18 protein-coding genes are annotated in these 23,918 nt (G+C 59.2%); 2 read left to right on the forward strand and 16 right to left on the reverse strand.

What is annotated here, in order from left to right; genetic code table 11:
- Positions 1 to 37: 37 nt before the first annotated feature.
- The 4 genes from ACQQCD_RS08845 to ACQQCD_RS08860 form a co-directional block, all read right to left on the reverse strand.
- Positions 38 to 448 carry a DUF779 domain-containing protein gene (locus tag ACQQCD_RS08845; RefSeq protein ID WP_430268020.1) on the reverse strand — a complete coding sequence of 137 codons (411 nt, stop codon included), beginning with the start codon at positions 446 to 448 and terminating at the stop codon, positions 38 to 40.
- A 33-nt stretch (positions 449 to 481) separates the two neighbouring features.
- On the reverse strand, positions 482 to 1,492 hold the full coding sequence (gene adhP, locus ACQQCD_RS08850) for an alcohol dehydrogenase AdhP (RefSeq protein WP_430268126.1): 1,011 nt from the start codon (positions 1,490 to 1,492) through the stop codon (positions 482 to 484).
- Between the two features lie 174 nt (positions 1,493 to 1,666).
- Positions 1,667 to 3,193, reverse strand: coding sequence for an acetaldehyde dehydrogenase ExaC (gene exaC, locus ACQQCD_RS08855; RefSeq protein ID WP_430268021.1), 1,527 nt, complete (start codon positions 3,191 to 3,193; stop codon positions 1,667 to 1,669).
- A 131-nt stretch (positions 3,194 to 3,324) separates the two neighbouring features.
- Positions 3,325 to 4,767: a GAF domain-containing protein gene (locus ACQQCD_RS08860; RefSeq protein ID WP_430268022.1), complete on the reverse strand. Its 1,443-nt coding sequence runs from the start codon at positions 4,765 to 4,767 to the stop codon at positions 3,325 to 3,327.
- 200 nt (positions 4,768 to 4,967) lie between these two features.
- On the opposite strand from ACQQCD_RS08860, the gene rarD reads away from it, so the two are divergent.
- Positions 4,968 to 5,864, forward strand: coding sequence for an EamA family transporter RarD (gene rarD, locus ACQQCD_RS08865; RefSeq protein ID WP_430268127.1), 897 nt, complete (start codon positions 4,968 to 4,970; stop codon positions 5,862 to 5,864).
- A gap of 73 nt (positions 5,865 to 5,937) precedes the next feature.
- On the opposite strand, the gene ACQQCD_RS08870 is transcribed toward rarD, so the two are convergent.
- The 3 genes from ACQQCD_RS08870 to ACQQCD_RS08880 form a co-directional block, all read right to left on the reverse strand.
- Positions 5,938 to 6,786 (reverse strand): universal stress protein, encoded by an 849-nt coding sequence (locus ACQQCD_RS08870; protein ID WP_430268023.1) that lies wholly within the window; start codon positions 6,784 to 6,786, stop codon positions 5,938 to 5,940.
- Positions 6,787 to 6,958: 172 nt separating this feature from the next.
- Positions 6,959 to 8,314: a 4-aminobutyrate--2-oxoglutarate transaminase gene (gene gabT, locus ACQQCD_RS08875; protein ID WP_430268024.1), complete on the reverse strand. Its 1,356-nt coding sequence runs from the start codon at positions 8,312 to 8,314 to the stop codon at positions 6,959 to 6,961.
- A 46-nt stretch (positions 8,315 to 8,360) separates the two neighbouring features.
- Positions 8,361 to 9,791 carry a gamma-aminobutyraldehyde dehydrogenase gene (locus ACQQCD_RS08880; protein ID WP_430268128.1) on the reverse strand — a complete coding sequence of 477 codons (1,431 nt, stop codon included), beginning with the start codon at positions 9,789 to 9,791 and terminating at the stop codon, positions 8,361 to 8,363.
- A gap of 145 nt (positions 9,792 to 9,936) precedes the next feature.
- Between ACQQCD_RS08880 and ACQQCD_RS08885 the strand changes: the two genes are divergently transcribed.
- A complete protein-coding gene (locus ACQQCD_RS08885; RefSeq protein WP_430268025.1) occupies positions 9,937 to 11,391 on the forward strand; it encodes a PucR family transcriptional regulator in 1,455 nt (484 codons plus the stop codon).
- A gap of 69 nt (positions 11,392 to 11,460) precedes the next feature.
- Here the strand turns inward: ACQQCD_RS08885 and ACQQCD_RS08890 are convergent, their stop codons facing one another.
- From ACQQCD_RS08890 to ACQQCD_RS08930, 9 genes are all read right to left on the reverse strand, one after another.
- On the reverse strand, positions 11,461 to 12,927 hold the full coding sequence (locus ACQQCD_RS08890) for an FAD-dependent oxidoreductase (protein ID WP_430268026.1): 1,467 nt from the start codon (positions 12,925 to 12,927) through the stop codon (positions 11,461 to 11,463).
- 56 nt (positions 12,928 to 12,983) lie between these two features.
- Complete coding sequence (gene cobA, locus ACQQCD_RS08895) at positions 12,984 to 14,222, reverse strand: uroporphyrinogen-III C-methyltransferase (RefSeq protein ID WP_430268027.1); 1,239 nt, start codon at positions 14,220 to 14,222, stop codon at positions 12,984 to 12,986.
- Between the two features lie 177 nt (positions 14,223 to 14,399).
- A complete protein-coding gene (locus tag ACQQCD_RS08900) occupies positions 14,400 to 15,371 on the reverse strand; it encodes an LLM class flavin-dependent oxidoreductase (RefSeq protein ID WP_430268028.1) in 972 nt (323 codons plus the stop codon).
- Between the two features lie 207 nt (positions 15,372 to 15,578).
- Positions 15,579 to 16,514: an ABC transporter permease gene (locus tag ACQQCD_RS08905; protein WP_430268029.1), complete on the reverse strand. Its 936-nt coding sequence runs from the start codon at positions 16,512 to 16,514 to the stop codon at positions 15,579 to 15,581.
- The gene (locus ACQQCD_RS08910) at positions 16,504 to 17,229 is read right to left on the reverse strand and encodes an ABC transporter ATP-binding protein (RefSeq protein ID WP_430268030.1); all 726 of its coding nucleotides are present in this window, start codon (positions 17,227 to 17,229) and stop codon (positions 16,504 to 16,506) included. Before ACQQCD_RS08910 ends, ACQQCD_RS08905 begins: the two co-directional genes overlap by 11 nt.
- 53 nt (positions 17,230 to 17,282) lie before the next feature.
- Positions 17,283 to 18,431 (reverse strand): ABC transporter substrate-binding protein, encoded by a 1,149-nt coding sequence (locus ACQQCD_RS08915; RefSeq protein WP_430268031.1) that lies wholly within the window; start codon positions 18,429 to 18,431, stop codon positions 17,283 to 17,285.
- A gap of 184 nt (positions 18,432 to 18,615) precedes the next feature.
- Entirely contained in the window at positions 18,616 to 19,542 is a 927-nt protein-coding gene (locus tag ACQQCD_RS08920; protein WP_430268032.1) for a class C sortase, read from the reverse strand.
- A gap of 111 nt (positions 19,543 to 19,653) precedes the next feature.
- A complete protein-coding gene (locus ACQQCD_RS08925; protein ID WP_430268033.1) occupies positions 19,654 to 21,108 on the reverse strand; it encodes a SpaH/EbpB family LPXTG-anchored major pilin in 1,455 nt (484 codons plus the stop codon).
- 80 nt (positions 21,109 to 21,188) lie between these two features.
- On the reverse strand, positions 21,189 to 23,843 hold the full coding sequence (locus ACQQCD_RS08930; RefSeq protein WP_430268034.1) for an LPXTG cell wall anchor domain-containing protein: 2,655 nt from the start codon (positions 23,841 to 23,843) through the stop codon (positions 21,189 to 21,191).
- Between the last annotated feature and the right edge of the window lie 75 nt (positions 23,844 to 23,918).

Here is a 23,918-nt window from a genome sequence, read left to right on the forward strand (position 1 = left end):
TACCTGGCGCGAACCTCGCCACGCTCAGGCTACCGTTCTAGACCGGCCAATCCATCAGGGTTGAACGAATCAGGAAGCGTTTTCCCTCCGGGGATTCCACCGAGAACCCGCTGCCTCGGCCCTGGACCACGTCGACCAGAAGGTGGGTGTGGCTCCAGTAATTGAATTGCTCGCGGGACATCCAAAACTCCACCCGGCCTTCAGGTGTTGCTGGGCTATCAAGGTCAAAGACGCCCAAGAGTACGTCCGAGTCACCCGTGATGAACTCCCCTGCCGGATAGCACATCGGTGAGGAACCATCACAGCAGCCCCCGGATTGGTGAAACATAAGCGGCCCGTGAATTCCACGAAGTTTTTGTAAAAGCTCCACTGACGCCGCAGTGAGCGCCACTCGGGAAAAATCTTCCCCGGGGACGGTCACTGCGGCGTCGAGCTTAGCTGTTGGCATCAGAGTCATCTCTGGATCAGTACCTGGTGGCTATTAGTACTTGATGACCACGCGGCCGTCGATCTTGCCGTGCTTCATCTCATCCAAGACCGCATTCACCTCGGGAAGTTCCCGCGTGGAGACGGTCGGGTGGATCTTGCCTTCGGCGAAGAAATCCAGCGCCTCGGCCAGATCTTGCCGCGTTCCCACAATGGAGCCGCGGACGGTCAGGCCCTTGAGCACAATCTCGAAGATCGGTGCCGGGAAATCGCCCGGCGGTAGGCCGTTGAACACAATCGTTCCACCGCGGCGGGCCATCCCAATAGCCTGGCCGAATGCTGACGGATGTACTGCCGTGACCAAGACGCCATGTGAGCCTCCGGTCTCGCGCTGGATAACTTCAACGGGATCTTCGTTCAAGGCATTAACTGTCAGTTCCGCACCGTGCTTCTTGGCGAGGGCCAGCTTGTCATCAGCAACGTCCACCGCCGCAACGCGCAAGCCCATGGCCACGGCGTACTGGACGGCGATGTGGCCCAGGCCACCGATGCCGGAGATCGTGACCCATTGACCTGGCCGAGCCTCGGTCATCTTGAGCCCCTTGTACACAGTCACGCCAGCGCAAAGCACCGGGGCAACCGCGATGGGATCGGAGCCAGCCGGGATACGTGCTGCGAAACGTGTGTCCACCAGCATGTACTCGCCAAAGGAGCCGTCCACGCTGTAGCCAGCATTCTGCTGCGCTTCACACAGTGTTTCCCAGCCGGTGCGGCAGTACTGGCAGTCGCCGCATGCTGACCAGAGCCAAGCGTTACCTACCAGGTCACCCACGGCTAGGTCGGTGACACCATCACCGATGGCCACCACCTCTCCCACTCCTTCGTGACCGGGGATAAACGGCGGAGTCGGCTTGACCGGCCAGTCACCTTCCGCGGCGTGGAGGTCGGTGTGGCACACGCCGGTGGTCAGAAGCTTGACCAGCGCCTGGCCTCGGCCCGGTTCGGGAACCGGGACAGTCTGGACCTGGAGGTCCTTGCCGAATTCGGTTACTACCGCGGCTTGCATGGTCTTCGTCGTCGTTGTCTCAGTCATAGCAAAATCCTTTCGTCGTCAAACAAGAGTGCAGCTATCAGGCTTGTGCACGGCGATCTTCCGCGAGGGTGCACACATGGTGCGGGCGGGGCGAATCTTGTCCGATCCGCGCCCGCCCGGGCTTGGTTGGCTTAGAACTCGGTTGGCTTAGAAGAAGCCCAGTTTGTTCTCGTTGTAGCTGACCAAAAGGTTCTTGGTTTGCTGGTAGTGGTCAAGCATCATGGCGTGGTTTTCGCGGCCAATACCGGATGACTTGTAGCCGCCGAACGCGGCACCTGCCGGGTAGGCATGGTAGTTGTTGACCCACACGCGGCCGGCCTGAATCTCACGTCCTGCACGGTAGGCAACGTTGCCGTTGCGGGACCAGACACCCGCGCCGAGTCCGTAGAGGGTGTCATTAGCGATTTCCATGGCCTGGTTGTAGTCGCTGAACTTTGTCACTGAGACTACGGGTCCAAAGATTTCCTCTTGGAAGATCCGCATCTTGTTGTCGCCTTCAAAAACGGTTGGCTGAACGTAGTAGCCGCCAGCTAGGTCGCCTTCGAGCTCGGCACGGGCGCCGCCAATGAGGACCTTGGCGCCTTCCTGCTTTCCAATGTCGATGTAGGAAAGGATCTTCTCGAGCTGATCGTTGGATGCCTGGGCGCCCACTTGAGTTTCAGTATCGAGCGGGTTGCCCTGAATCATCTTGGCAACACGGGCCACTGCATCCTTCATAAAGGAGTCGTAAATGTCTTCCTGAATCAAAGCACGCGAGGGGCAGGTGCACACTTCACCCTGGTTGAAGGCGAACAGTGCAAAGCCTTCTTGTGCTTTGTCGTAGAACGCGTCAGTGGTGTCCTGGGCTACATCGTTGAAGAAGATATTGGGGCTCTTGCCACCGAGTTCCAACGTGACCGGGATCAGGTTCTGGCTGGCGTACTGGCTGATCAACCGGCCCGTGGTGGTTTCGCCTGTGAACGCAATCTTGCGGATGCGGGGACTGGAAGCGAGAGGCTTGCCTGCTTCAACACCAAAACCGTTAACGATGTTCAAAACACCCGCTGGCAAAATGTCACCGATGAGTTCAATCAACACCAAAATGGACGACGGCGTCTGTTCAGCCGGCTTGAGCACTACGGCGTTACCCGCAGCGAGCGCCGGAGCCAGCTTCCATACGGCCATCAAAATGGGGAAGTTCCACGGAATAATCTGCCCCACCACGCCAAGCGGCTCGTGGTAGTGGTACGCGGTGGTGTCTTCATCGAGCTGAGATAGACGGCCTTCTTGAGCGCGAACTGCAGAGGCGAAGTAACGGAAGTGATCCGCAGCGAGCGGGATGTCAGCGTTGAGAGTTTCGCGGATAGGTTTGCCGTTGTCCCAGGACTCTGCAACGGCCAACATTTCTAGGTTCGCGTCGATAACGTCAGCGATTTTGTTCAGGACCGCTGCACGTTCGGCAACTGAAGTTTTTCCCCAAGCTGGTGCGGCTTTGTGTGCTGCGTCCAGAGCCAGTTCAATATCTTCAGCTGTACCACGGGCCACTTCGCAGAAGACTTTTCCGGTGACCGGTGTGGTGTTTTCGAAGTATTCACCCTTGACCGGTGCAACCCATTCGCCGCCGATCCAGTTCTCATAACGATCCTTGAACGTCACCTTTGAACCCTCGGTACCGGGCTGTGCGTAAACAGTCATTGTTAGCTCCTTTGCTAAGACTGATGTTTCAAAAACGGATTCGGGCCCCGGGACGGTATTTCTCGTCGCGTCTTGGGGAACCGCTGCATTCAGCCTAAGAAACAAAACGTTGCAGCAAGGTTGCGGACGGTTTACTGCCGCAGATCGGCGTCGATCTTTTCAAGTTCCGCTACCACGACGGCGCGGCGCGGCGAGCGCGGTGGCAGCAGCTTGAGTGCCGTCATCCTCACCTCGGAATCGTCTGAGGCCTCAGCAAGTTGGGCGTATTGCAAAAGGCAATCGGCATTGCCGTCACTCAACACTGCCTCACGGAGCTGGGCTGCTACCTTGTGCCGAAGCTCCACAATGCCTGGGGCTTCGGAACGTGGAAGAACTTCTCTGCGGTAAATATTTAGGGCGATCCGGTGAGCTCCGCGTTGGATGCATTTGAGGACTTGGGTGGAGTCAGGGAGCAGGTCTACCGGCAGTCTGTAGGGCCGAGATTCAGGAACGGCGTCCGGGCTGAGTTGCTTGAGTACGCTGCGCAGCCGCACCATTTCGGCGCGCAAATTCACAGTGGATCCCTCACGCGCATACAGCTGGGCTGTGAGTTCTTCGGCGGTGAGCCCTGCGGGGTGGCTCGCGAGCAGTGCCACGATTTCGCTGTGCCTCGCGGACAGTGTCACGGAGCGGCCATCGATGCTCAGGAGTGCTTGGTCCCGGCCTAACAACTGCAGACTATTGCGGTACAGCGTTGATGCGGTGCTATGCGATTTTTCGGCAGTGCCGGCTGTGGATCCGCCGGCTGAAGCTGCTACTGAAGTCCCGGCCAAACTTCGACGCTTCGGGCTGAGCATCGTGGAACTTAGCCGTGAAGAACTACCACGAGACCCTGAAAGCATCGCCGCCGCTTGCAACCTTTCAATCTGGAGCTGAGCCTGAGCGGCGGCCACTGTAGCTTCCACCAGTGAGAGCGTGTGCGGTGCAACAGCAATCTCGGTTCCAGTGATATCTACTACACCTAGCAATGCACCGGAATCAGGGTCGTGAATAGGCACAGCTGTGCAACTCCAAGGGTGCACTGAGCGTTTGTAATGTTCCTCGCCGCGGATTTGAACACTGCGGTTTAAGGTCAGTGCTGTGCCTGGTGCGCTGGTGCCCACCGAGGCCTCTGACCAGTTGGCTCCGGCCACAAACATCATGCCCTCGGCCCGGCGTTGTAAAACCGGGTCGCCGTCAACCCACAACAGCCGGCCCACGTCGTCGCCCACCGCAACTAGAAGACCGCTGTCATGGCTGGGCTGGATCAAGAGTTTGTGAATCACCGGCATAATCGTGGCCAGTGGGTGGCTGCGCCGGTACTCCTCGAGTTCGGCACGGTCCATGGCAAGTGGCGCCTCGGGGGCATCAGGGTTGGCGCGGAAACCCATGGAACGTTCCCACGAATCGCGAACAATACTACGCAGCCCCGGGACCTCACTGGTGCTGGGCACCTTCAACAGCCCAGCGTCGAGAAGCTCATGCCCCAGCTGGGCTGGTTGTTCTGGAGAGGGGCGCTTTTGGCCTAGACGCTGCAGTGCGGCGATATTCGTCATTGAATGTGTTCGCTTCCTTGGGAGGCTATGCCTGTGGCCTAAGTGTAGGCCGGAATAAAGCCTTAGTGGCAACGGTTGGCCACCATGTGTCCCAGAACTCAAGATCCGCAGCCGCTCAGAGCAGCGCCACTTCCGTAAATAGCACCGGAACACTCTCAGGCAAAGCACCGCGAGTGCCGCGTAGTGAGAACACCAAAGGCATGCTGTACGGCATAGCTGCCTACACTCTCTGGGGCCTTTTGCCGCTGTACTTCATTTTGTTGTTCCCCGCCGGTCCGGTAGAGATTGTTGCGGGCCGGGTGCTGTGGTCACTCATTTTCTGTGCGCTGCTGATTGCCGTGACGCGAACTTGGGCCCCTCTAGCGGCCGCTCTAAAAAACCCAAAGGTCTTTTGGCCGCTGGCTCTTGCAGCCGGTCTTATTGCAATTAACTGGCTCACGTACACCTATGGTGTCACCACCGGGCAGACCGTTGAGGCTTCACTGGGGTACTTCATTAACCCACTGGTTTCAGTGCTTTTGGGCGTTCTTGTGCTCAAGGAAAAGCTCCGCAAACTCCAATGGGCTGCTGTAGGTATCGGTTTTATCGCAGTGATAGTACTGACTATCTCCTATGGGAAACTTCCCTGGATTGCCCTGACTCTGGCCTTGAGCTTTGGCTTCTACGGTTTCGTAAAAAAGCGGGTTGGTTCCCGGGTTGACGCTCTGGCCAGTCTCACGGTGGAGACGGTAGTTCTGGCGCCCTTTGCCGCCGTCGTTATGATCATTTTGACGGTTATTGGCCAAGCCACCATGACCGCACAAGGCCCCGGTCACTTCTGGATTATGGCTGCTTCCGGTGTGATCACGGCTGTGCCGTTGCTGCTATTCGGTGCTTCCGCGCGACGCCTGCCCATGACCACCATTGGCCTATTGCAGTACTTCGCACCGATGCTCCAGTTCATTTTTGCGCTCACGATTCTGGGCGAGACCATGACCATTGAGCGTTGGATCGGCTTCGGGATTGTGTGGCTGGCGCTATTGCTGCTCACGGTGGACATGCTCAGCACCAACCGCAAGAATTCGCCAGCTAGGCGCCTCACAACCCAGCTCACCTAAGCCCCTCCGCCGAATGGGTAGATAATGTCCCTTAGAACCACTCCAAAGCGACGTTATCTACCCATTCGCTGAGCTACTTCTCCGGGCTGGAGTCGATGCGCTCGTAGTCGCGCGGCACCACGATCATCGGCACCGGCAGTGAACGCAGCACCTTGTTCGCCGTGGAGCCAATAAACAGTTGACGGCGCCGAGCCAACCGGGATGAGCCCACCACCAGGGCGTCGCCGTCGCTCCATTCGAGGCCATCGATGGCTTCCTCAATGGTGCGGCCATGAGCAACCGCAACCTGTACATCATGACCGGGCGACAACTGGGCGGCGGCATCCTTCAGTACAGTGTTCGCGTGACGGTGAGCAGCGTTAATACCCTCACCCGATTCACCAGCCACGTCCAATTCCACCAAAGAAATCAATCGCAGCGGGACACCACGACGTCCTGCGGAGCTGATCGCAATGTTGATGGCGGCGTCGGCCCCTTCTCTGGTTCCCACCGCGAGGGTGAGCCGATCAATCGGCTCTTGACGCTGGTAACCGCGCGGAACCAGCGCCACCGGGACGGGCGAGGCGTGAAGAAGCGCGTTGGCCACCGAACCCACCGTGTAGCGCTTAAAGAGCCCATTGCTGGCTGCACCGATCACAATCAGCCCAGCCTTGAATTCAATGGCGCATTCGATTAAGGCAGCGGCGAAAGACTCGCCCTCAATCAGGTGGAATTCCGCGGGAACACCTGCCGGGATGAGAGCTAGCGCTTGGGTTTTCACGCCGCTGGCTCCACCCGGGTTGGTCAGGCTTGTGGCGGCCAAATTCTTGTCCTGGACGTAGACCAAATCAAGATGCGCACCCTGGGCTGCTGCCATGGCAACGGCCAGATTAACGGCGTCGGCGCCGCGTTCATTGGGGGTGTAACCAACTACGTATCGCATGTGTGTGCCTTCGCGGGCTTAGGCAAGTCCGAACAACACTGTCCGCACCTGCAGAGAACTTGTGTAGCTGACTCTACATCCCGCAAACAACTCCGCCGAGTGGGTAGATAATGTCCCTTTGAGCATTGGCTAAGGGACATTATCTACCCACTCGGCGGAGAGGGCGGTGCCTTTAGGCGTTGGCGCGGATTGCTGCCTCGAGGACGTCCAAACCATCGTTGAGCAGCTCATCGCTGATGACCAGCGGCGGGAGCAAACGAATCACATTGCCGTAGGTCCCGCAGGTGAGGATGATGACACCCTCCTTGAGGCATGCTGCGGCAACAGCCTTGGTCAGTTCCGGGTTGGGCTCGATGGTGCCGGGTTTGACCAGTTCAATGGCCAGCATGGCGCCACGGCCGCGGACGTCGCCCACGGCTGAAACTTCGCCAGCGAGTGCGTTCAAACGTTCAGTAGCGATCTCGCCGATGTGGCGGGCACGGGCGTTGAGGTCAAACTCTTCCATGGTGCCAATTGCGGCCAATGCAGCAGCACAAGCCACCGGGTTACCACCGTAGGTGCCACCGAGTCCACCGGGGTGAACAGAGTCCAGCAGTTCTGCGCGGCCGGTGATCGCTGAGAGCGGCATACCACCGGCAATACCCTTGGCCATGGTCACGATGTCCGGGATGATGCCTTCGTGGTTGACGGCGAACCATTCACCCGTGCGGCAGAAACCTGACTGGACCTCGTCGGCAATGAACACCACACCGTTTGCTTTGGCCCATTCGGCCAGCGCCGGCAAGAAACCTTCAGCGGGGACAATAAAACCACCCTCGCCCTGAATTGGTTCGATGATGATTGCAGCGATCTGATCGCCACCGATCTGCTTTTCCATCATGGAGATGGCGCGCTTTGCCGCCTCAGCACCGGTGATCTGCGAGTTCTCTTCGCGGAACGGGTAGCTCATCGGTGCACGGTAAATCTCGGATGCGAACGGACCGAACCCTGTTTTGTACGGCATGGACTTTGCGGTCAACGCCATGGTCAGGTTGGTGCGGCCGTGGTACGCGTGATCAAAAGCTACGACGGCGTTACGACCAGTAGCGATGCGAGCCACCTTGATGGCGTTTTCCACTGCCTCCGCGCCAGAGTTGAAGAGTACGGTGCGCTTCTCGTGGTCGCCCGGGGTGAGGCGGTTCAGCTGCTCGGCGACAGCAACGTAGCCTTCGTAGGGGGTGACCATAAAGCAGCTGTGGGTGAAGTGCTCAACAGCTTCCTTAACAGCCCCGACGACGGCGGGATCGGACGCGCCGACGCTGGTCACAGCGATGCCTGAACCGAGATCAATAAAAGAGTTACCGTCTACGTCGTGGATGATGCCGCCGTCGGCGTCCTGTACATAAACCGGGACGCTAGAGGCGACCCCACCAGCCACAACTGCTTTGCGGCGCTCGGCAATGGCGATGGACTTTGGGCCCGGGAAGTCGGCGTCGATCCGGCGCTTCTGCTCGAGACGGTAGGTGATTTCGTTGACAGTGGTGGTCATGGCAGGGCCTTTCAGAATATTGGGGGTGGCTGTGAAACGGCGGCGCTTAGGCGTCCAGTGCGCTCATCACGTGCTTGATGCGGGTGTAGTCCTCTACGCCGTACATGGAGAGGTCTTTGCCGTAGCCGGATTGTTTGAATCCGCCGTGCGGCATTTCGGCGGTGAGCAAGATGTGGGTGTTGATCCACACTGCACCAAAGTCCAGGTCGCGGCTCACGCGCATGGCGGTTCCGTGATCGGTGGTCCAGATGCTTGAAGCTAGGGCGTATTCAACATCGTTGGCCAGCTCAACGGCTTCGGCCTCATCGGCAAATTTCTGCACCGTGATGACGGGGCCAAAGGTTTCCTTCTGAACCACGTCATCTTGTTGCTGGGCGCCGGTAATAATGGTGGGCTCAAAGAAGAAGCCCTTTTCCCCCGCCTGGTGCCCGCCGGTTTCGATCTTGCAGTGTGCCGGGAGTGCATTCACCACGGCGTTAACCGCATTGAAGTGATTGATGTTGTTCAACGGGCCAAAGTAGTTGTCTTCGTCATTCTGTGAACCGGTGCGCAGTGTTTTGGTGTGTTCCACCATCGCTGCAACCAGCTCATCGTGAACGGATTCTTCGGCGAGGACACGGGTGATGGCTGTGCAGTCCTGGCCAGCGTTGAAGAACGCAAATTCAGCAATGGCTGCTGCGCTCTTGGCAATATCAGCGTCTTTGAACACGATGGCTGGGGCCTTGCCGCCCAGTTCCAGGTGGGCGCGTTTGAGGCCCTTCGCTGCGCCTGAGGCTACTGCAATACCTGCTCGCACGGAACCGGTGATTGATACCAGGCCGGGAACCTTGTGCTCCACCATCATGGCGCCCGTGGCTCCGGTGCCGAGAACAACGTTGAGCACACCGTCCGGCAAAATGCCCTGAGTGAGCTTGGCCAGGACCAAGGTGGATTCCGGGGTGGTGTCTGAGGGCTTGAGAACAATGGTGTTACCGGCGGCGAGCGCGGGGCCGATCTTCCAGATTGCCATAAGGAACGGGTAGTTCCACGGGGCAACCTGAGCCACTACACCGATGGGTTCGCGGCGCACATAGGAGGTGTGGCCTTCAAAGTATTCGCCAGCAGATTTGCCTTCCATGAGGCGTGCAGCACCGGCGAAGAAGCGCATCTGGTCGGCACCGGCGGCCACTTCTTCGCTAGCGATGAGGCTGCGCACCTGGCCCGTGTTGCGGTGCTGCGCTTCAACCAGTTCGTCGCTATTAGCTTCGATGGCATCGGCCAGCTTGAGGAGCATAAGTTGGCGCTGCCCGGGTGTAACTCGCTTCCAGCTTTTGAAGGCCTCGGCGGCTGCGGACATCGCCGCGTCAACGTCTGCCGCGTTAGACACCGGCGAGGTGGCCACCACTTCAGAGTTAGTGGGGTTGATGATGTCCAAAGTATCGGTGCCAGCCGGTGTAACAAACTGGCCGTTGATGAAGTTCTGCAAGGTTTGGACCACTGTGTTCAACCCTCTTTCTGGTGGTGTGTTACTGCGGAGTTAGCTCGAGCCTAGATGAGCTGCGTCACTTCCGGAATGGACAGCTGCACAGCCGTCCCCAACACTGGCAGTGCGGCTGCCCAGCACAAGGATCTATAGTGAACTGGTGACCATCACCCTCGCCGCGCTACTGGCATTACCCTCGCTCAAACTTCGCAATCTGGGGACTGCACAGACAACGCTCACCTCCCCCATTCAATGGGTTGCTGTGACCGAGCACGAACAGCCGCAGCGTTTTCTTAGCGGCGGCGAATTGATCCTCACCACGGGGCTGCGCCAGAAAACAGCCGCCGCGCAGCGCGCCTTTGTACGTCAGGTTCAGCGCGCCGGTGCCGTGGGTATTGGTTTTGGCACGGGTCTCACCCACGAGGAAGTCCCGGCGGCGCTGGTTGCCGAAGCCAACCGTTGGGGTCTACCGGTGGTTGAGGTCCCTTACGAGACGCCGTTTATTGCCATTGGGAAACTGGTGGCTGAGTCCCATTCAGCCGATCACTACACCAAACTTGAACGGCTTCTTGCTGCACACCAGGTCCTTTCCCGATCGCTCTTATCCGGCGGTGGGCTGCCAGCTCTTTTGCGTCAATTGGCCGGGTTGCTGCGCACCGAGCTGCGTTTGAGCCGCTTTGGTATTGAAATCTTTTCCACCACCTCTGAACCCAAAGAAAATCAGGAGTGGACCGCCGTTGCCATTTCCACCGGTCAACGCGATGCCACCACTCTTCATGTACTCCGGCCCTTCACTGACGGCGGCATCTTGGACTATGCCAAGTCTTTGGTGAGCCTAGAACTGAATAATCAGCAGCAACAGCGAATCGCCGCCCGCAAGCTAGCCGGGCAGGTGATGCAGGACGTGATTCGTGGCGCCCTTGATGCGCAAGAGGCCGGCGCCCGGCTAGCTTCGGTGGGGATCTCGGCGTCGGGCCGTCAAGTAGTCATGCTGGTTCGCCCTGCAGCGGGTAGCACCCCGGCGCAAGTTAAGGCTGTCTTGGCCACGGCGTTACCGCCGGAACTCGATGAGGCGCCTACCGCCGTTGTCGATTCTGAGCTGTTGATCATTTTGAACGACGACGCCGCGGCGCCGGCTCGTGCGCGGGCCGTCCACACGCTTCTTTCGGAGGCTGGGCTCAAGGCGACCATCGGTCTGGGTGGCCATTACGCGCGGCCCAACGGTTTGCGGTGGAGCTACTTTGAAGCGCGCGACGCCGTGGCCCGCGGCTTGCCAGTCAATGAGCCAGAGCGGTTGTCATTGACCTCGCTGTTGCTGGCCAGCGAAGACGTTCCGCTCGCGGATATGGCCACCGAGACCCTGCGCCCGCTAGTTGATTTTGATGCAGCGCACGGTTCGGAACTGATGACCACGCTAGAGAGCTACTTGCAGCTCAATGGCTCGGTGGCTGCCGTGGCGGAGGCGCTCACCCTGCACCGAAACACGGTGCGCTACCGCTTGGCGCAAATCACCGAACTCACCGGGCACGATCCCGCTGTGACGCAGGATCGTGTGCAATTGTGGCTGGCACTGTCCGTTCAATGGCTCGGCGCCCGGCAACCGCGGGGGCACTAAACCGGCTTCTGAGAACACAAATGTGCCCGGCCTCGCTTCCGCGGTGCCGGGCACATTTTGGTGGGGTATTTAGACGCTAGCCTGAACTCCGCCACGGGAAATCTTGACCATGTGATCGCGCGGAACAACCTTCACACGCTCGCGCTCCACGGCCACACCGTGCGATCCGCCAGCCGCGGTGGCTTCGGCACCCAGGGACTTCTCATGTTCGTCCAGGGCCAGCCAGCCTTCCCAACTGGTGAAGCGCACATCGCGGGATTCCAGCAAGGAGACGACGGCGTCTTCCGCGGGTTCTGCGGCTACCGGCAAGTTTTCGCGGTCTGCCAAAAGGTACGTCACCGTTTCGAGTGCGTCACCCTTGGTGTGACCAATCAGGCCCACCGGTCCTCGCTTGATCCAACCCGTAGCGTACAAGCCCGGCACGTGCTGGCCGTCCACGTCAAGGACGCGACCGCCGTCGTTCACTACGACGCCACGCTTGTGGTCGAATTCAACGTCCGGCAGGGCGGAACCAAAGTAGCCGATGGCGCGGTACACGGCTTGGACCGGGTATTCGATGATTTCCCCGGTGCCGCGGGCGTTGCCGGTGCCGTCCAGTTCGGTGCGTTCGAAGCGCATACCACCCACGTGGCCCGGGTTTTCGGGGTCTTCAACAATCTCCAATGGAGAGTGCAAAAAGTGCAAGTGCAGTCGGCGGGATGCCTTGAGCTCGGAGAGGTCCTCGGGCTGTTCGGCGATCCAGTTGGTGAGGGTTCCCACCATGGTTTTGATTTGGTTGTTGCTCTGAATTGCATCGTCGGAGGCTTCGTCGAATTCGAAGTCCTCCGCGTAGAGAACAATGTCAACGTCTTTGGAGTGGGAAAGCTCGCGCAGTTCCAAGGGGGTGAACTTCACCTGGGCGGGCCCGCGGCGGCCAAAGATGTGAACGTCCGTCACCGGGGAAGCTTTGAGACCCTTGTAAACGTTCTCGGGGATTTCGGTGACCAGCAGATCATCGGCGTGCTTGGACAGAACCCTAGCCACGTCCAAGGCAACGTTGCCGTTACCAATCACTGCAACTTCCTTGGCGTTCAGCGGCCATTCGCGCGAAACATCCGGGTGACCGTCGTACCAAGAGACAAAGTCAGCACCGCCATAGGAACCGTCCAGCTCGATGCCGGGGATGTTCAGATCAGCGTCTTTGATGGCTCCGGTGGCAAAAATGACGGCGTCGTAGTGGGAACGCAGGTCATCAATGGTGATGTCAGTGCCGTATTCAACGTTGCCGAAAAAGCGGATGTCGCCACGGTCCAGAACCTTGTGGAGGGCGTTCACAATACCCTTGATGCGCGGGTGATCCGGGGCCACGCCATAGCGAATCAGACCATAGGGTGCCGGGTAGCGGTCAAAAAGGTCGATGCTGACGGTCAGCTCGCCGCTTTTAACTGCTTCGCTTTTGGTCAGGATGTCAGCGGCATAGACGCCGGCCGGGCCGGAACCAATGACAGCTACGCGCAGCGGACGCTCTGCGGTTCCTACGGTGGTGCTTGATGACACGGCTGTGTTCCTTTTCTTGGCTTCGATAAGTAGTACGGGTGGTGCTGGTGAAGTTTTTAGTGGCTAGTGCTCTGGCGTGTGATTTTAAGGTTCGACGGCGCCAAGGGGCTGAGGCGTACCACGTCACCAACCACAATCACCGCCGGATTTTGCACTCCAGCTGCCTCGGCCTGCGCTGCAATACTCACCACAGTGCCGATGGTGACGCGTTGATCCGGCGCATAGCCTCTTTCAACAATAGCTACTGGAGTCTCTGCTGGCATGCCCGATGTGAGAAGGGCCACCATCGATTCCTTCAGTTTGGCCACTCCCATCAGCAGCACCACGGTGTGATCCGGGCGTGCAGGAACCTCGCAAAGTTCCTGATGACCAGTCACAACGCTGAATCCGGTGGCCACCCCGCGGTGTGTAACGGGGATGCCGGCGGCTGCGGGGACGGAAATCGCCGAAGTAACGCCGGGAACTACTTCTACGGGAATTCCGTGATCGCGGCAATACTGGGCTTCTTCGCCACCACGGCCCAAAACGTAAGGATCTCCACCCTTAAGACGAACCACTCGGCTGCCTTGTTGAGCATGCTCTACAAGGATGGCGTTGATATCTTCTTGCGGGACGGGGTGATGGCCGGGAGTTTTGCCTACTTCAATCACCTGGACGTCGGCGTGCAATTCGTTCAGGAGTTCGCGTGGGCCCAGCCGATCAGCCACCACCACATCGGCTTGGGCCAAGAGCAGGCGGCCCCGCACAGTGATCAGCTCAGTGTGCCCCGGTCCGCCGCCAACCAGCGCAACATTCCCCAGGGCTCCGTCCCTGTGGCGGTGCCGGCGGATGGGGAGGCTGCCCGTTTCGAGGGCGGTAGCAACGGCGTCGCGCACGGCCATGGCGCGGCGCGGGTCACCGCCAGCGTTCACGGCAATTTTGATGTCTTCCACCGTTGCTACTGCCGGCGTCCACGCTGCGGAGGCTTCATGATCTGAGGCGTTAACACTCCAGATTCGGCGTTCTTCGGCGTCTGCGGAAACTTGTGCGTCAACGGTTTTGTTGCCGGTGGCGGTTTGAACGAACCAGACCTTTTCTAGGTCACTGCTTTGGTAGGTGCGCGGCACCCAGGTGAGCAATCCGGCGTCGTTCAATTCGCGCACTTGATCCGAGGCTTCGGGGGCCACCACTGTGACTCTAGCGCCGGCGTCGAGCAAGGTTTTTGCGCGGCGGGCTGCAACCGGACCGGCACCAACCACCAACACTTCGCGGCCCAAAAGCCGCAGAGCGGTGGGGTATATGTCCTGAATTGCCATAGGAAAACGATACGGGCAGCTCGTCACACTCCCCCAAGTACTACGACTCAACCGTTCACGCTGGGTAACCCAACGTCACATTGAGCCCACACTTTTGCGCCGAGGTCGGTGCATAGCTCCGTTCTCCCCGTAATTTTCCGGGGAGTTCGGCACGCTGCACCGACCTCGGCGAAATGTTTAGGTCCGAGTCCACCCAATTGCTGGTGCGATGTACTTGGCCACATTGCCCAGAAGCTTGGCGTTGTAGTCCACACCAAGCTGGTTAGGGACAGTCAGCATCAAAGTGTCTGCGGCTTGAACTGCTGCATCGTTAGCCAGTTCTTCGGCGAGCGAATCCGGGGAACCCGTGTAGCTCTTGCCAAAGCGCGAACGCGTCCCCTCTAAGATGCCCACTTGATCGCGGGAATCTGCCTGCGAGCGCAGACCGAAGTAATACTCGTCCTCGTCATCCACGATCGGGATCACGCTACGGCTCACCGAAACGCGCGGCTCAAAGTTATGCCCGGCTTCCGCCCAGGCCTGCCGGAACAGCTGAATCTGTTCGGCTTGCAACTGGTCAAACGGCACACCTGTGTCCTCGGTCAGGAGCGTGGAACTCATAAGGTTCATCCCTTGTTGCGCCGCCCAGACCGCGGTTTTACGAGTTCCGGCACCCCACCAGATGCGTTCCGGAAGCCCGGACGACGTCGGCTGGATGGGTAAAAGCCCCGTGGCGCCTCCCGCGTACTGCGGGTCAGCTTGGGCCACGCCGTGACCGGCGATGGCGTGGCGGAACTGTGCAGTGTGGCGACGTGCCATGTCACCGGTATCTTCGCCTTCGGCGGGCGTGTAGCCGAAGGTCGCAGCACCATTGCGAGCAGGCTCGGGTGAACCACGGCTCACGCCGAGCTGGAGCCTGCCATCACTGATCAAGTCAGTGGCAGCAGCTTCCTCTGCCATGTAGAGCGGGTTTTCGTAGCGCATGTCGATCACGCCAGTGCCCATCTCAATCCGGCCGGTGCGGGCCGCAATCGCAGCCAACAATGGGAAAGGCGAGGCCTGCTGACGGGCGAAGTGATGCACGCGGTAGAACGCGCCGTCGATCCCTAACTCTTCAGCAGCAATGGCGAGGTCAATGCCTTGCAGTAAGGCCTCCCGAGGGGATTGCACGCGTGAACCCTGTACACGCTGCCAGTGCCCGAAGGAAAGGAAGCCAATCTTCTTGCGATGTGTAGTCACACTCTGGCTAACGTAAGGCGCTCACAAGTCATTCCCACCTCTCCCGAGTTCGCGAAGTCGGTGCAGCGCGCCGTCTCCCCCGGAAATTTACGGTGGAAACGACGCGCTGCACCGACCTCGGCGAATGGGGCGGATGAATTAGCGGGTGCTGCCGGCTAGGAGTCCTCGACCGCGCAGGAGTTTTTTCTCGATCGGGCCAAAGATCAGCAGTTCAACGGCGATGCCCACAAACAGGATGACCAGGATTGCTGACATCACCATTGACATGTCTGAGAGCTGCCGGCCCTGATCGAGCATGGACCCTAGCCCGAATCCGATCTTTCCACCGGTGGCAATAATCTCAGCGGCCATTAACGATCGCCAGGCAAAGGCCCAGCCTTGTTTGAGCCCGCCCAAATACCCTGGCAACGCTGCCGGAAGAACCACTTGCAAAGCCATCTCTAGCCGGGATGCACCGAGTACTGTCCCAACGCGTCGATATTGCGGTGGGATCTGGTCCACCCCGGAGATGAGCCCGTTGATGATCGACGGAATCGCGCCCATCAAGACCACAAAGTACGCAGTGGAATCACTGAGCCCAAACCAGATGATCGCGGCCGGAACCCACGCCACCGAGGGCAACACTTGCAGTCCAGAAATAAGCGGCCCAAAAGCGCGACGGAGCGGTTGAACCTGTGCCAGGAGCAGACCAATCGGCGTTCCGATCACTGCGCTGACAGCAAAGCCGATGATGCCGCGCTGCACCGAAGTCCATAGCCCCTCTTGGATACGTCCTTCGCCCCAGAGAGTGATCATTGAGGACGCTACATCCAGCGGACCGGGCACCTGATCGCGGCGTTTGAGGCCTAAGGAAACATAAAACTGCCACGCGATCAGCAAAAAAATCAGTGCAGCAACGGGCAGCAGCACCCGGGACCAGTCGGCCCGCGATTTGGTAGCCGCATCGGATTGGAGGGAGTCCAAGCCGGATTCGAGCTCGCGAAGATCGTCTGCGCCAGCAACAGAAGCCACCCCAGCCGCCGGGCTGGCTTGCACCCGTTCGTCTGCTGCTCGGGTCTGAGTGTTACTTGGCATGGCGGCGGATCTCCTGGCGAAGTCGGCTTGTGATGGTTCCGGTCAGCTGAACTGCCAAGGACGGGTCTGCACGGTGCTCGGGCCCTACTTCCCATTCGGCAACAACTCGACCGGGGCGCGAGGACATCAACAGCACACGCTGCCCCAGACGAACCGCTTCACGAACGTTGTGCGTCACAAAAACAATGGTCCTGCCCGTCTCTTTCCACACGCGCTCAAGCTCATCGTGCAACAAGTCACGGGTGATGGCATCGAGCGCTGCGAAAGGCTCGTCCATCAACAGCAGCTGACGTTCCTGTGCAAGCGAGCGGGCCAAGGCTACACGCTGACGCATTCCGCCGGAGAGCTCATGTGGTCGCTTCTCTGCCGCGTCCCCCAAATGAACCAGATCGAGCAGTTCCCCGGCTCGCCGCCGTCGTTCTGTTTTGCCAACACCACGCAGCTTCAAAGCCAACTCAACATTGCCACGGGCGCTCAACCACGGAAAAAGCGCCGAGTCTTGGAACATAAAAGCTGCGCCGTCCGCAGGCACTTCCAAAGCCCCAGAACTGGGCGCTTCGAGCCCGGCGATGATGTTGAGAAGTGTCGATTTCCCGCAGCCAGAAGCACCGAGCAGTGCAACGAATTCGCCCTGCCGGATGTTAGCGCTGACGTTCTCCAAAACGGGAGCGCCATCGCCAAAGCGCTTGCCTAGGTTCTCGAGCACAACTGGCATGTGGTGTTCCTTCTCTTACGGGTCTTGCGAAAGTGATCGGTCAAAAATCGGGGCTAATCGGTGCCCAATCCAGCTGCCGATACCTTCTCTGCCCCGCCCACTTTGTTCAAAAGCGTCAGGTTGAAAATCCCGTTGATGTCAGCAGGTTTGGTGGTTCCGGCATCCACACCGTCTTGCAGAAGTTTTGTGTAAGTTCCGGCCAGCGGGTCCACGGTGAACTCAATATTTTTCAGTGACCGCCCAATCACGTCATCCGGGAGCGCCTTGCCAGAGGACTCCTTGAGGGCAGCGTTCAGCACGCTTGCCTTCTCACCTTCCGGCGCTGAATTCAGCCAGGCCACGGATTCCACGTGGCCCTTCAACAGCGCCTCAACGGTTTGTGGGTGCTCCTTCAAAAAGGACTTGTTCACAATCAAAATAGTGGTGGGGAACTGCCCAGGTTTCGCTGAAAGTGAGCCATCCCAAAGGTCTTTCTCGTCCACCAAAACCTTGGCTTTTGCTTGGAGCACCAGCCGGGACGCCCAGGGCTCTGGCAACCACGCGCCGTCGAGCTTTCCGTCTTGGAACAGTTTCAGGGTCTGGGCGTTTTCGGTAGGCGTGATGTTGACGTCCCCGCCGCCGTCCGTGGAGGTTTTGAACCCCTGCTTTTTCAAGTACGCGCGCAGTGCCACGTCCTGGGTGCCGCCGAGTTGTGGCGTTGCCAGGTTTTTACCTTTGAGGTCAGCGGCAGTTTTGATGGAAGAGTTAACCACCAGTTGCGCCCCGCCCGATGCTGCCCCGGCAATGATGCTGATGGATTCACCCTTGCTCTTAACAAAGGAGTTGATGGCCGGGTTGGGGCCCAAATATGCTGCGTCGATAGCGCCAGCGTTGAGTGCTTCCACGGCTGCGGGGCCAGCGTTGAACACCTCGGTGCTCAGTTTGGTCCCCTCCCCCAGGTCCTTCTGAACGATTCCTTTTGAGACACCTACAAGAGCCGGAGCGTGCGTGATGTTGCCGAAGTAGCCAAGCTTCAGTTCGGTGGCGGGGGTGCCCACGGCCGCCTGTTCTGCAGCGGGTTTGTTGGCAACGGTGGCTGCCACTGCTGCTCCGGCGCCCAGGAGGAGTACGACGCCGGCCACCACAGCAATGTTGAGGCCGCGGTTTTTCTTGGGCTGCTCACCGGCAACGATGCGGGTTGTGCCGGTCTGGGGAGAAGTCATGGGAACACACTAGAGAGGGGCGCTAACCGCTGGCAATGGTCCGGAAACGCGGGGTCACGGGACTTCATGTGGCGTAGCATTTCCCCACCTGTCCGCCGAGTTTCCCCTTCTTTCGCCGCGCCTAAAGAAGTTCGACGGCGTGCCCTGGGGACACGCCGTCGAACTTTCTAAAAGGCGGGGAGACTCAGCGGCGGCGGCTGCCGATGATGACCGCCACTGAAGCAATTAGCCCGAGTGCGATCCACAGAATCCACCAAGGCGGGTCAACTGAACTTGCGATGGTCACTGGTTTTTGTTCCTGCTCAACGGTGTTTACCCGTTCCGCGGTGACCAGGAGCCGGTGAGTGTTAATACCGATGGGTGTGCACGTTATCAGTGTGACGAGGTCTTTTCCTGCCACCGGCCGCAATGATTCGGTCTCCGTTGGCAGTACTTCAACGATGTTATTGATCCGGTATGTGAGGGTGTCCCCGTAAGTACTCACCTCAAATTCATCGCCGAGTTTGAGGTCTTTCAAACGGGTAAAAAGTGTGGCCTCTGGGACCCCCGAGTGACCTGTCAGGACAGCATGAGTGCCTTTGCCGCCCACCGGAAGCGCAGTCCCATACAAGTGACCCACACCCTTGTGGAGTTCGGCGTCACCGGTGCCGTGATAGATCGGCAAGTCCACCCCGATGCTGGGGATGACCAGACGTGACATCACGCCGTCGGGGCTGAGCGCGAGTTGCTTCGCGTAGTTTTGGGCAACGGCCTTGGCTGCTTGACGCGCGGCGACTTGTTCTGGGGTTCCCGCGTTGATGTCTGTGGTGTTGGAGGCGTCGGGGTTGGTGAAGGGGTCTACGATCGCGCCGCCGCTGAGTGTGCTGTTGTATTTGCGGGCATCGTCTAGGGCCGCGCTCCGGCCAACTGGACCCAGCTCTTTAACGCTGGTGTCATAGCTGCGAACTTCTTTGGATTGCTGCAGTTCTGAGAACCAACTAGCAGCAGAGGGATAGGTCATAACGCTCACCCCGGCAAAGACTAACAAGGCAATAATCCAGGCTGAGCCGGGCACACGAGAGCGCGGCAAGGAAATTTTGGTTTCCTGTACCGCGCTCTGTGTGGTGCTCATACTATGTACTACTCCTGATTTCGTTCCCCGGCAGGGAAGCGTGGGGGTAGGCATCCCTGCCGGGTCGCGATTCGCCTTCACCCGCTTGGAGCGAAGGACGTTTGGGGGTGACTAGGCGGTTACAGTCTTGCGCCGTGCTGCGCGCTGCCAGATCACTGCACCACCAGCGATGGACAAGAGTCCCAAGCCAGCTGCCATGAACATGATGTTGCCGGATCCACCCGTGAGGGGAAGCGTGAACGGGGGGATCTGCGGGTCCTCGACGGTCATTGCTGCCTCGGTGGCGGTACCTGGGGTGACGTTGAACTTCACCGGATTGGCCTGGCTGTACTCCAGTGCAATCTGGTAACCGGCAGGAGCCTTAGTTTCTACCAGCCAGTAGTCGATCGGCGTGGTGCCACCATTGAGGGTGGCGCGCAAGCCGTCGATCTTGGCAATGCCGTCTTCACCCGAGGTGAAGGTGGAGACACCGTTGACGGCGATCGGGTTGGTTCCTGCTTTGGCATCAGCCTCGGAAGCGTAAACCTGGAATTCGGCGCCCTGAAGGTTCTTGGTGGTGTCTTCTTTACCCACCTTGTGGATCAAGACGTTGCCCCAAGTGGTCTGTACCGTGTTGGAGTCAAAGGTGTGTGCCGGGTCGGTTCCGTTGATGAAGCTCTGTGCCTTGTTGGTGATGGCACCGTCGCCTACCGAGGTGACAGTCGTAGCAAGTGCAACGCTAACGGTGGACCCTGCTGCTGCGGCGAGCTTGCCCAGACCGGTTGAGTTGAAGTCGATCACTACAACGCCACCGGTGGTGGACAAGGTGTAGTCAGTGCCTTCAACCAGAGTGGCTCCGTTGAGAACAACGGTTGCGCTCTTGAAGGTGAGCCGGGAATCCAGCTGGTCGGTGATCAGGTAAGAGTCAAGCGTGTTGCCCTCGGACTTGGCAGGGATACCCACCGCGATGTTCCACGTAACATCCGAGCCAAGGCCCGTTGCGTTGGTGTCATCGATGGACTTCTCAAGGGTGGTCAAGGAGTTCTTGGGGTACACGTGAACGTCGTAAATCCAGGTGTTGTCGCTTGCCTTGGGCAAAGGCAGCGTGACCAAGAAAGGCTTGGCAGCGAACGCGATGTTGTTGGCACCGCGGTCGGTTTCGGTCACGAGGTACACGGCTTGCTTGAGGCCGGTGAAGGTGGCCACACCATTGGCATCTGTTGCAAGTTCCGTAGCTGCGCCGAGGTTGGCTGCAGAGACATCGCCGGGGGTCAGGCCCTCTGTTGCTGCCCAGCCTGCGTTCGTGCTGAGGTCAATGTTGGTGACCTCTTGGATCTTGAACTTCACGCCAACAAGTTTGGTGAGACCATTCGTGTTTTGCACGGTACCGTCCGGGGGGGTGCCCTCGGTGGCCGGCTGCTCGAACTTGTGAATGGTCAGGGACTTGGGCGCATCAGGGTTGATGTTTCCCGGGCCCGGAGCTGCTGATGCCGGGGCAACGGAGCCCAGCATTGCTGCGGCAGCGATGCCGGCGATGCCGAGGCCCGCCGTCACCCGCCTAGTGAGGGTTTTACGAGGAGATGACATGTTTTGCGTTCCTTTCAGGAGTGGTACGAGGTAAGTAGCACGTTGTTTTTGGTCAAGTATTTTTGGGGCGGTCACGGGGCTTAGCCTTTTCGCCTGCGCAGGATGAACCAGAGTCCGGCGAGCGCCGCGATGAGGAGCAGCCCCCCGCCGATCAGCGTGTAGCTGGCAGTTCCGGTCCCGCCCGTTAGCGGGAGTGTGTAGGCAGGCGGGTTTCCGTTGACAAAGCGGTAGGTGGCTTTTTTGCCCTTCGCTACAGTCGCAGTGACGTCCGTGACGTCAGTCCAGGCATTGGCATCCGTGAGGCTGCCGTCCGCGTTGTAGCTACCGGTGTAGCGCTGTAGTTTGAGCTGCAGGTAGGCCCTGTTGGCTGCCGCGGATTCGCTCAGGGTGTAAACGGTTCCTGCGGCCACGTCTTTGGTGTTTGCCATGGTGGGCTGCTCGGCGCCGGTTACCTGTAGGGCTGTTCCGCTGGCCGGGGTTGCTTTGATGGTGAAGTCGGCGGCTACTATGCTGCCCGGGTTGCTCGTGTCAATGTGTTTGAGCAGCACTAGCTGCGTCTTGCACACCACGGTGTTGGTCAGCGTGTAACCATTCGCTCCAGCCGCGACCGTATCGGTGTAGGGCAGGGTTACCGCAGCAGCCCCGCCGGTCTTGCTCAGCTGCACCTGGGTGACCGTGCAGTTCATCGACGGGTCAATAGTGGTTGTTTCGTTCAGCTGGAATTGCTGACCCACAAAGTAGCCTGTCCGTGCGGTGCCCCAAGCTTGAGTGGAAGCCCCTGCAGAACCGGGGCCGGTGAGCGTCAGGGAGGCACTCAGACCGGCTGGCTGGGAGCCGTTGTTGTAGGCGATACCGTCAACAATCCAGTTTTTGCTGACTGTAACGCTGGCCGCCGTGTTGCTATTGGTGAACTCGCACGTCACGTCTTTGTTTCCGAGGAGGAGGCTTCCGCTGGTGGTGCCCGTACCGGTCAGTGGCTTCACGGTCCCGCTGCTGTCTTTGCACACCAGGGTGCTGGTGTAGCTGCCCTTGTTATTGGTCCCAAGCGTCTCAGCCACATCGATTGTGGTGCCCTGCATAACGTCTTTGGAGTCAATGACCGTGGCCGTTCCCGTGCCGGATGCTGGTGCGGTGTAAGTGCCGTTGAAGCTCAAGGCGGTGAAGCTGGCCGTGTCGCCGGCGATTGCGTTATTCCAGGTCTTTTTGACAGTCACCTTGGCGTTTTTGGGCGTGTTGGTGAAGACGCATTCGACGTTCACGCCGGCCGTGATTTGGGCAGGGAACGTGAACGACGCCGAAGTGCCAGTCCCGCTGGCCACTACCGTTCCGCTTTGGGTGGTGCACTGATACGTGGAGGTGTAATTGACCATCACGGTTCCGTTGGCGGAACTCTCCGAGACCACAATGGCGGTTCCGCTGAGCGGAACGCTGCTGGAGACTTCAGCACCGTCACCCTGGAGCCCTGTGTCGGTTCCCGCGGTGAGTCCCGTGCTACCGATAGCCGTTCCGTTCGCGGTAGTGGTCAGTTGGAACTGGTCTGTGGGTACAGCGCGCCCAACGATGTTCTTGGTGACGTTGAGCGAGTTGTTGTACTGGCAGCTGGCCATATCAACGGGAGCAACACTCAGGGTGCCTTCGTCGACTTTGGAACCGTCAGAAGGGTTCACCTTGTAGAAACCGGATTGGGTCGTATCCAGGTACAAGTAGCCGCCGTCAAAGGCGATGCCATTGAATGCCTGGTCATTCGGCTGGAGGAATGAAATTCTGGTTGCAGTGAGCGCCGTACTCGTAGGCAATTGCTGTGTGCTGGGGATGGTGCCGTCCAGCTTCATTAGGACATTTGAATTATCCCAACCCATACCGGAGCTGACCACAAAGTACATGTCGCCGTTTGAGCCAAATACGAGGTCACCGTTAGCGCGTGCATTGCCGCCGCTGTCCCTAGTGCCAGCTACTTTGCCTACAAAGCCGATTGGTGTGTCACTTGCCGTGTTGAATGCATAAAGCTCGAGTTCACGGGCCCCATTAACACGTCCGAAGTAATAGATTCCGGTCTTGGGATTGATGCCACCCATCACAAAGGTTCCCGATCCGGCGAGTACACCCACCGTTTTTGTAGTCGGAGGACTCGCCGCGGGGTTGTAGTGGCGGACTACAACATTGTTGTTGTTATTGGCTTGGGTGCTTACGGAGTACGCAGCTGTGCCGCCTTGGGAAATGGCAAGGCCATTGATGCTGTCGTTCCCAAAATCAAAAGCAGCTGTGGCAGCGGCGGAGGACGTGTTGATTGACGTGACCTTGCCGTCGTCATTAAGCGTGTAGACCGTGCCAGCAGCGCAGCTCAGGCTGGCAGCCGCAGCTAAGGCCGGAGCGGCGAGGAGCGACTTCGTGGCCGGAGCGGTGGCAGTTGTGGTCGCGGTTGCAGTCGCTGTCGCAGTGGGTGAGGGAGAGGCTGAAGTAGCAGTGGCGCTGGGCGACGCTGAGGCGGTGGCATCTGCCGGCGTCGTTGTCGCCGAAGCAGTGGCGGTCGCCGTAGGAGTTGCCGTGACCGTGGGGATGGTTGAAGCTGTGGTGGTTTCCGCCGGCGGTTGCGCAGCAGCGGAAACAGATCCTGCACTGAGTGCCAGCCCCAACAACACCACGCTCACACGAGCGAGAGAACCAACGCCACGAACGCCCGTTGACGTGACGTGCCGCCCGGCCATCGCGCGTCGATTCGTGGCAAAAAACTGCATTGGTTCCCCTCAAGACTTCGCACTTCTTGTGCTCAGTCATCGTAGGGAGAACGTCATTCATATAATTAGAGTGGG

It is taken from the genome of Pseudarthrobacter sp. J1763, from assembly GCF_050490295.1.
In the GTDB taxonomy this organism is placed as follows: Bacteria; Actinomycetota; Actinomycetes; order Actinomycetales; family Micrococcaceae; genus JBNPEO01.